This window comes from Streptomyces caatingaensis, from assembly GCF_001187435.1.
GTDB lineage: Bacteria > Actinomycetota > Actinomycetes > Streptomycetales > Streptomycetaceae > Streptomyces > Streptomyces caatingaensis.
Map to the genome: position 1 here is coordinate 63350 of NZ_LFXA01000015.1, position 9199 is coordinate 72548.

7 protein-coding genes are annotated in these 9199 nt (G+C 75.0%); 1 reads left to right on the plus strand and 6 read right to left on the minus strand.

Translation table 11 applies throughout. The features are described from left to right. Window positions 1-75: 75 nt before the first annotated feature. The 6 genes from AC230_RS22355 to mce form a co-directional block, all read right to left on the minus strand. Window positions 76-924: a hypothetical protein gene (locus AC230_RS22355; protein WP_049718137.1), complete on the minus strand. Its 849-nt coding sequence runs from the start codon at window positions 922-924 to the stop codon at window positions 76-78. Between the two features lie 79 nt (window positions 925-1003). Next, window positions 1004-1774: an ABC transporter permease gene (locus AC230_RS22360; RefSeq protein ID WP_049718138.1), complete on the minus strand. Its 771-nt coding sequence runs from the start codon at window positions 1772-1774 to the stop codon at window positions 1004-1006. Window positions 1775-1776: 2 nt separating this feature from the next. Then, entirely contained in the window at window positions 1777-2694 is a 918-nt protein-coding gene (locus tag AC230_RS22365) for an ABC transporter ATP-binding protein (protein WP_049718139.1), read from the minus strand. A 68-nt stretch (window positions 2695-2762) separates the two neighbouring features. Next, entirely contained in the window at window positions 2763-3701 is a 939-nt protein-coding gene (locus tag AC230_RS22370) for a coiled-coil domain-containing protein (protein WP_004952125.1), read from the minus strand. Between the two features lie 123 nt (window positions 3702-3824). Continuing rightward, window positions 3825-8297: a polarized growth protein Scy gene (gene scy, locus AC230_RS22375; RefSeq protein ID WP_049718140.1), complete on the minus strand. Its 4473-nt coding sequence runs from the start codon at window positions 8295-8297 to the stop codon at window positions 3825-3827. A gap of 170 nt (window positions 8298-8467) precedes the next feature. After that, window positions 8468-8908 carry a methylmalonyl-CoA epimerase gene (mce, locus tag AC230_RS22380; protein WP_049717215.1) on the minus strand — a complete coding sequence of 147 codons (441 nt, stop codon included), beginning with the start codon at window positions 8906-8908 and terminating at the stop codon, window positions 8468-8470. A gap of 145 nt (window positions 8909-9053) precedes the next feature. Between mce and AC230_RS33970 the strand changes: the two genes are divergently transcribed. After that, window positions 9054-9199 (plus strand): thiolase family protein (locus AC230_RS33970; RefSeq protein WP_479683273.1); only part of this gene is annotated, 146 nt, incomplete at its 3' end.

Genomic DNA, 9199 nt, shown 5'->3' on the forward strand with positions numbered 1-9199 from the left:
CGGGTTAGGAGGATAACGAGGGGGTGACGGAATCACGGAATGCGCGACGGCCGCCGGGGCGGCGGTCCGCGGCGCTCACGGGGACAACTCGGCGTGGCTCAGGTCGCCTTGGCCCGATGCCCCCGGAAGCCCTTCCTCCGCCCGGACCCAGCCCTCCTCGGCGAAGATCCGCGCCCCCAGCTCCCGCACCGCGTCTTCGTTGCGCGCGCGCCGGATCCAGGCCGCCGGATCCGGGCCCAGCAGGGCGCGCAGCCGCGGCGAGGCCGCGAGCAGCGCCCGCAGCAGGGCGGACTGGTCGCCCCCGCCCGGGCGGGGCCGGCCGGTGGCCGGGTCCAGCAGGACGCCGTGGCGCGAGACGTACACGTACGCGCCGCCCAGCCGGGGGCCGGCCGGCGGCGTCATCGGATACGCCGCCCCGGGCAGCAGGACCCGGCGGTAGTGCACCTCGGAGGCGTCCACGACGGCCATCTGCGCCGGGTCCAGCCAGCCGACCACGAGGGGCCGCTCGGCGTCCGGGTCGGCGTACGGGGCCGCGGCCACGTACCCGGCCCGGCCGATGTGGGCCGAGCAGCCCACGCCGATGCCGCGCACCGTCACCGGGACCATGGGCACCACGGCCGGCACACCCGCCGTCCCGAGCTTGTGCGCGATCTGCGCGGGGGAGGCGTTGGACCCCACGGCGACCACGGGATGCCGCCGCCCGGCCGGAGCCGCCCCCAGCGCCTCCAGCACCCCGTCCAGCTCCCCCGTCGCACCCCCGTCCACCACCCGCCACGTGCCCAGCGCCCCCTCCCGCGCCCGCAGCGGCAACAGCTCGTCCCCGCGCAGCAGACACGCCTCCCGCACCGGCCGCCCCGGATAGTCCAGCGGCCGCCGCAACGGCACGGAGTGCAGCCCGAGATCCCGCAGCCGGCGGCCCGTCATGCCCGGCCCGCCCGCGCCGGGGCGCGGGCGGGCCCCGCGGGGGCGCGCCCGGTCGCCGCGGGGATCCGCCGGAGGGGCACTACGCGTCGCGCTTCTTCAGGACGGCGTAGCCGCCCGCCAGGGCGGCGGCCACCCACAGGAGCATGATGCCGAAGCCGCCCCACGGGCCGTAGGGGGACGTGTCGTCGGTGAGGACGACCTGCATGACCTTCTGGCCCGCCTTGTCCGGCAGGTATTCGGCGATCTTCTCGGTGGCCGAGACCGTGGCCAGGATGTTGGAGATGAGGAAGAAGAAGGGCATCAGGATGCCCAGCGCGAGCATCGGACCGCGCAGCATCGCCGCGACGCCCATCGAGAAGACGGCGATCAGCGTCATGTAGAGGCCGCCGCCGACGACCGCGCGCGCGACCCCGGGATCGCCGATCGACGCCCGGTGTCCGTCGAGCACCGCCTGCCCGGCGAAGAAGGTCAGAAAGCTGGTGACCATTCCGACGGCCAGCGCCAGCGCCCCCGCAATTGCGATCTTGCAGAAGAGGAAGATCCCCCGCTGGGGAACGGCCGCGAGCGAAGTGCGGATCATTCCCGTGCTGTATTCATTGGTGACCACCAGCACCCCGAAGACGATCAATGCGAGCTGGCCGAGTCCCATCCCCGTGAAACTCACATAGGTCGGGTCGAAAACCAGCCGGTCCCGCACGGACATCCGGTCGTACTCGTTGTTCACCAGAGCACTGATCAGTACGCCGAGGGCGACCGTGACGACCAGGGCGACGCCCAGCGTCCACACCGTGGAACGCACGGATTTGATCTTCGTCCATTCCGAGCCCAGGACCTGGGTCACGACCGCCATCGTCAGCCCCCCGTCCCGGTGCGCGCGTGGTACTCCACCGAGCCGGCCGTCAGCCGCATGAACGCCTCCTCCAGCGAGGCCCGCTGCGGACTCAGCTCGTGCAGGACGATCCGGTGCCGCGCCGCCAGCTCGCCCAGGTGCGCGGCGTCCTCGCCCGACACCTCCAGGGCGCCCGACGCACCCGGCACCGCCGTGATCCCGGCGCCCGACAGCACGTCCTTGAGCCGCTCCTGCTCCGGCGAGCGCATCAGCACGAACGACCGCGCGTTGCGCGCGATGAAGTCGGCCATCGAGGTGTCGGCCAGCAGCCGCCCCTGGCCGATGACGATCAAGTGGTCGGCGGTGAGCGCCATCTCGCTCATCAGGTGCGAGGAGACGAAGACCGTACGGCCCTGGCCCGCCAGCGACTTCATCAGCGTCCGGATCCAGTGGATGCCCTCGGGATCGAGGCCGTTGACCGGCTCGTCGAACATCAGGATCCGCGGATCGCCCAGCAGCGCCGCCGCGATCCCCAGCCGCTGGCCCATGCCCAGCGAGAACCCCTTGGCCCGCTTCCGCGCCACCGGCGTCAGGCCCACCAGATCCAGCACCTCGCCCACCCGCGAGCGCGGGATGCCGTTGCTCCGCGCCAGGCACAGCAGGTGGTTCCAGGCGCTGCGGCCGCCGTGCACGGCCTTGGCGTCCAGCAGGGCGCCCACCGTCCGCAGGGGGTTGTGCAGCTGCCGGTAGTGCTTCCCGTCGATGCGGACCGTGCCGCCCGTCGGGCTGTCGAGATCGAGCATCATCCGCATCGTCGTCGACTTGCCCGCGCCATTGGGCCCCAGGAAGCCCGTGACGACACCGGGACGGATGGTGCAGGAGAGGTGATCGACGGCGAGCCGGTCGCCGTAGCGCTTGCTCAGATCCTCCAGCTCGATCATCCACTCACGGTACGGGCCCGGGACCCGCCCCGCCACCGGAGGCGGGCCCTCCCACCGGCCCGTACCGGCTAGCGGCTCTGCTGCGCCGGGACGCCCCGCGAGATCGGCTCGTCGTCGCCCGGCACCCCGGCCGCGGCCACCGCCGCACCCGTCAGCGTGGCCAGCATCTCGCGGACGTTGGTCAGCTGCGCGTTGATGCTGTCGCGGCGGTTGGTCAGCGCCGCCAGCTCGCGCTCGGACTCGCTGCGGATGCGGTCCGCCTTGGCGTTGGCGTCGGCCACGATGTCCTCGGCCTGGCGCTGGGCGGTCTCCACCGTCTGACGCGCCCGCCGCTCCGCGTCCGTCCGCAGCTTCTCGGCCTCCAGGCGCAGCTGCTCGGCCCGGTGCTCGATCTCCGCCAGCCGCTTCTCCGCCTTCGCCTGCCGCGACGCCAGATCGCGCTCGGACTGCTCGCGCCGCTTGGCCAGATTGGTCTCGAAGTCGGCCGCCGCCTGGGCCGCCTTGGCGCGCGTCTCCTCGAAGAGGGCGTCCGCCTCCTCCCGCTTGGACTGGGCGTCCTTCTGCGCCTCCGCCCGCAGCGTCGCGGCGTCCCCCTTCGCCTTCTCGACGATGCGCGCGCCCTCGTCCTCCGCCTTCGCCTTGCGGTCGGCGGCGAACGCCTCGGCGTCGTTGCGCACTTGCTGCGCCGCCGACTCCGCCAGCTCACGGTGCTGCTCGGCCGCCCTGCGGGCCTCCTCCCGCAGATCCTTGGCCTCCTCCTCGGCCAGCCGGAGGATCTTCTCGACCCGCGCGCCGAGCCCCGCGTACGACGGCTCCGCGTCATTGATCTGTGCCTGAGCGTTCTGCGTCTCGAGGTGCAGCTCCTCGATCCGCTTTTCCAGCGAGGTGATGCGCGCCAGCGCGCTGTCACGGTCGGCGACGAGCTTGGTAATGCGGTCGTCCACCTGGCCGCGGTCGTATCCGCGCCGCACGAGCTCGAAGCCGAAGGGGGAGGAAGTGTCGCTCATGGGGATCCTGTCGAAAGAGACCGGTGAGGTGATAAGGGAATCCTAGGGCGGCGAGCGGCGTCGTATGGAGTGGATTGGCTTACTGGGGCGGGGGATTGGGAATTTCTCCCCTCGATTGAGTGGCTACTTCCGGTCCTGCTTGCCACCCGAACGAGTAGCGCCGGCACCCGCCGTCGCCTTCACCCCGCCCTCCTTGGAGCCGCCTGCCCCGGGGGACTCAAATGATTCCAACGCCTCCAACACGTCCTGGACACGGGAAATCTCCGCGTTGATGTCCTCGCGGCGCTTCACCAGCGCCTCCAACTCGCTGCGCCCGCCCTCGACAAGACGCCGCGCCTCCTGCTCGGCCTCGGTGCGCAGGCGCTCCGACTCGCTCAGCGCCTCGGCCCGCAGCCGCTCGGCCTCCCGCACCGCGGCGGCCTTCTTCTGCTCCGCCTCCTTCAGCAGCCCCTCGGCCTTCTTCACCGCGGCGATGCGCACCTTGCTCGCCTCGCCGCTCGCGTCCGACAGCAGCTGCTTGGCCTTCGCCTCCGCCTGCGACAACTGCTCGGTCGCCGCCGCGACCAGCTTGTCGCAGCGCTCGCCCGCCGACTGCATCGCCTCCGACGCCTCCCGGCGCGCCCGGTCGTGCAGCTCCTCGACCTCGCTCTCGACGCGGGCCCGCAGCTCGTCCGCCCGCTCCCTTATGGCCGTCGCGTCCCCGCGGGCCTCGGCCAGCAGCGTGTCCGCGTCCGTACGGGCCTGCTCCACCAGCGCGTTGCCCTCGCCGGTGGCCTCCGCCACGATGCGCTCGGCCTCCCGGCGCGCGGCACCGACCATGGTGTCCGCCTGCTCCTCGGCCGCCGCGGCGGCCTTCACCGCCTCCTCCTGCGCCTTGGCGATCAGCGCGTCCGCCTGCTCGGCCGCCTCCGTGCGCCGCCGGGCCGCGGCCTCCCGCGCCTCGTCGACCGTCCGCTCGGCCGCCTCGCGCGCCTCGGCGCGCACCCGCTCGGCCTCCAGCACCGCGTCCGCCTTGAGCTTCGCCGAGTCGGCCCGCGTGCTGTTGGCGTTCTCCTGCGCCGCGGCCAGCGCCACCTGCGCCTCGGCGGCCATCCGCTCCGCCTCCGCCGTCGCCTCGGCGATCAGCTCGTCCGCCTGCCGCGCCGCCTCCCGGCGCTGCTTGTTGGCCGCGTCCCGCGCCTCGTCGGCCGTCCGCGCCGCCTCCTGACGGGCCGTCTCCAGCTCCTGCGCCGCGTCCGCCCGCAGCCGCTCGGCCTCCGCCTTCGCGTCCGCGACCGTGCGCTCCGCCTCGGCCTCCGCGCGCCCCCGCTCCTCCTCGGACAGCCGCCGCGTCTCCTCGGCGGCCCGGGCCGCCTCCGCCCGCACCTTCTCGCCCTCGGACGCCGCCTCGGCGATCAGCTCGTCCGCCTGCTGAGCGGCCTCCGTGCGGCGCTGGTTGGCCGCCTCGCGCGCCTCGTCGACGATGCGGTCGGCGTCGTCCTGCGCCGAAGAGGTCAGCTCCGCCGCCTCGTTGACGATCCGCTCGGCCTCCGCGCGGCCGTCCGCGCGCATCTTGTTGGCGTCCTCGCGGGCCTCGGCCCGGGCGCGCGCCGCGTCCTGCTCGGCCTGCGCCAGCGCGTCGGAGGCGTCCGTGCGCATCTGCTGCGCCTTCGCCGACGCGTCCGAGACCAGCCGCTCCGCCTCCGCGGTCGCCTTGGCCAGCAGCTCGTCCGCCTGCTGCGCCGCCTCGACCCGGTGCGCGTCCGCCGCGTCCCGTGCCTCGTCCACCAGGGCCGTCGCCTCGGCGCGCAGCCGCTCCGCGTCCTCCGCCGCCTGCTTGCGCTCGGCGTCGGCGGTCTCCTCCGCCTCCTCCAGCGCGCGGGCCGCCTCGGCGCGCAGCCGCTCGCCCTCCGCCGTCGCCTCCGCGACCAGCGCGTCCGCCTGCTCCGCGGCGTCCGCCCGGCGCTTGTTGGCCGCCTCGCGGGCCTCCTCCAGCACGCGGGCGGCCTCCGCCTCCACGCGCTCGCCCTCGGCGATCGCCTCGTTGACCGTGCGCTCGGCCAGGTCCCGCGCCGCCTCCGCGGCCGACTGGGCCTCGGCCCGGATGCGCACCGCGTCCTCGCGGGCGCCCTCCCGCTCCTCGTACGCCTCGGCGCGGACCCGGTCCGCCTCCTCCTGCGCCTCCGCGACCGTCCGCTCGGCGCTGTGTTCGGCCGCCGACCGCAGCCCGGCGATCTCCTCCTCGGCCTGCTCGTGCAGGCCCGCGACGGAATCCCGCACCTGCTGGGCCGTCTGCTCCGCCGCCGCCACCAGCTCGGCGGCGCGCCGCTCGGCCTCCTCGACCAGGCGCTCGGCCTCCTGCTGCGCCTCCGCGACCCGCTTGCGCGCCGCGGCCAGCAGCTCCTCGCACTGCTCGTGCGCCGCCTCGCGCTCCGCCTGCGCCTCGGCACGGGCGTCGCCCAGCAGCTCGTCGGCCTCGCGCCGGCGCCGCGCGGCCTCCTCCTTGGCCGCCTCCAGCGCCTCGGCGGCCTCCGCCGCCGTCCGCTCGGCCGCCGCGTTCGCCTCGGCCCGCAGCCGGCCGGCCGCCTCCCGGGCCTCCGACCGCAGCTGCTCCGCCTCCTCGGCCGCCTCGGACAGCGCCAGCTCCGCCGCCGCCTTGGCCTCGGCCCGCAGCGCGGCCGTCTCCTCGGCCGCCTCCGCCCGCTGCCGCTCGGCCTCCTCCTCGGCCTGCGCCCGCACCGTACGCGCCCGCTCGGCCGCCTCCGCGCGCTGCCGCTCGGTCTCCTCGGCCGCCTCCCGGCGCAGCCGCTCGGCCTCCGCACGGGCCTCGCGCAGCGCCTCCTCGGCGGCCTCCACCCGCTGCTCGGCCTCGGTGTGCAGCCGCGTCAGCTCCTCGGCGGCCTCCGCGCGGCGCTCCTCGGCGGCCCGCTCGGCCTCCTCGCGCAGCGCCTTCGCGGCCTCCGCCGCCTCGGTGCGCACCCGCTCGGCGTGGTCCTCGGCCTCCTCGGCCATCTCCTCGGCCTCGGCCCGGGCCCGCTCCAGCAGCTCCTCGGCCTGCTTGCGCAGCCCGGCCGCCCGCTCGGCGGCCTCCGCGCGCACCCGCTCCGCCTCGGCCGTCGCGCCCGACCGCGTCTCCTCCGCGTCGGCCTTGGCCTCGGCCAGCAGCTCCTCGGCGGTGTTCGCCGCCTCCTCGACCTTCTGCAGGGCCTCGCGGCGCGCCTCGGACCGCAGCCGCTCGGCCTCGGCGACCGCGTCCGCGCGCAGCTGCTCCGCCTCGCCGCGCAGCCGCCGGGCCTCCTCCTGGAGCTCGACGGTCTTCTTGCGGTACTCCTTGGTGTCGTCCTTCGCGCCGGCCTTGAGCTGCTCGGCGGACTCCTCCGCCTGCGCCCGCAGCCGCTCGGCCTCGGCCTCCGCCTCCGTGCGGATGCGCTCGGCCTCCTCGGCGGCGGCCTTCGTGGCGGCCCGGGCGTCCTCCGACGCCTTGGCCAGCATCTCCTCGGCGGCCCGGGCGGCCTTCGCGAGCTGGGCGGCGGAGTCCTCGGCTGCCTTGCTGCGGGCCTTCTCCGCGGTCTCGGCGACCAGCCGCTCGGCCTCGGCCGCCGCGTCGTCGCGCAGCTGCTGGGCCTCCGCCCGCAGGGCCTCGGCCTCCTTGGTCTTCTCGCCGACGACCCGGGCGATCTCCGCCCGCGTCGTGCGGGTGCGCTGCTCGTTCTCCGCCTCGGCGGCGGCCAGCCGGCCGGCCGCGGTGCGCTCGGCCTCGGCGACGAGCTTCTCCGCCTCGGCGCGCGCCTCGCGCAGCGCCGTCTCGGCCTCCTGCATCCGCGCCTCGGCGGCCCGGGTCAGCTCGGCGGCGGCCGTCCGCGCCTGGTCGGACTCGGTGCCCGCCTCGGTGCGCAGCCGCTCGGCGTGGTCGGTGGCCTCCTGGGCCTGCTGGGACGCGGCCGTCAGCAGCCGCTCGGCGTCCGTGCGCGCCCGGCGCAGGATCGCTTCGGCTTCGGCCCGGGCCTCCTCGGCGGCGGCCGCCAGCCGGGTGCGGGCCTGCTCGGTCAGCCGCTGGGCCTCGGCGCGGGCGGCGCCGAGCGTCTGCTCGGTCTCGGCCCGGGTCTCCTCCATCAGCCGCCGGGCCTGCGCCTCGGTGCGCGAGCGCAGCTGCTCGGCCCAGGCCACGTTCTCGTTGACGTGCGACTCGACGGTCGCCCGGCGCTCGTTGAGCTCCTCGTCCAGCCGCTGGCGCCGGGCCACGGCCTCGGCGTGCAGCTCGGCCTCCATGCGGGCCTGCCGCTCGGCGTGCTCCTGGAGGAGGCGCTGGGTCTGGGCCCGGGCCTCGCGCAGCTCGCGCTCGGCGTCCGCGCGGAGCTGGTCGGCCTGGATCTGCGCGTTGCGCAGCAGCTGTTCGGCCTGGTAGTCGAGTCCGGCCGCGTCGTACGCGGGACGGTGGGCGAGGGCGCGGCGCGCCTCGTGGAGCTTGGCGCGCAACACCTCGACCTGGTAGCCGAGGTCGTCGGCGTGCTGGACCGCCTTCTCCCGCTCCTTCTTCAGCCGCTCCATCTCGGCCTCGAATTGCGAGAGGTGGTCGGTTTCAGCCCGCTGGCTGTCCTGGCGCTCGTAGCCCCGCACTGCGCGGTCCATCCGTCCCCTGGTCGCGTCGGTGGCCGGCCCCGTGCGTGGTGGTGGAACCCGGAGCCCGCCCTTCCGAAGAAATGGTGTCAGATCATCGGCACAGCCTGGGCCGGGCCCCACCCGTACCCCGGCCGAACCTGCACTCTACCGGCCGGGGCGGGGGTGGGTCAGTGCTCCTCGGCCGGGCGGGGCGCGGAGGTGACCAGTTCCGTCAGCACCCCGTGACAGTCCTTGGGGTGCAGGAAGGTGATGCGCGATCCCATCGATCCGGTGCGCGGGGCGTCGTACAGCACGCGTACGCCCTTGTCCCGGATCGCCTCCGCGTCGCCGTCCACGTCGGCGGTGCCGAAGGCGATGTGGTGGACGCCCTCGCCGTTCTTCGCCAGCCACTTGCCGACCGGCGAGTCGTCGCGCAGGGGCTGGAGGAGCTGGAGGTAGGAGGCGCCCCCGTCCGAGGTTCCGTTGATCTTGAGCATGGCCTCGCGGACCCCCTGCTCCTCGTTGACCTCGGTGTGGAACACCTCGAAGCCGTAGGTGGCACGGTAGAACTCGACGGTGGCGTCGAGGTCGGTGCAGGCGATCCCGATGTGGTCGATACGCGTCAGCATGGGACCAGTGCACCGCCGCGCGGAGCCGTCACGCAACGTGCGCGCGATCACACCGACGGGCCGGTGACCGCGTGGGTACCGCTCAGTACATTGACGAAACCACCCTCGACACCGACGTCAACCCCCGCCCGAAGGAGCCCCGTCCATGTCTGGCACGAACGGTTCGACCGGCACCACCTCCGTGATCGTCGCGGGCGCGCGGACGCCCATGGGCCGTCTGCTGGGCTCGCTGCGGACGTTCTCCGCCGCGGACCTCGGCGGCCTGGCCATCAAGGCCGCGCTGGACCGGGC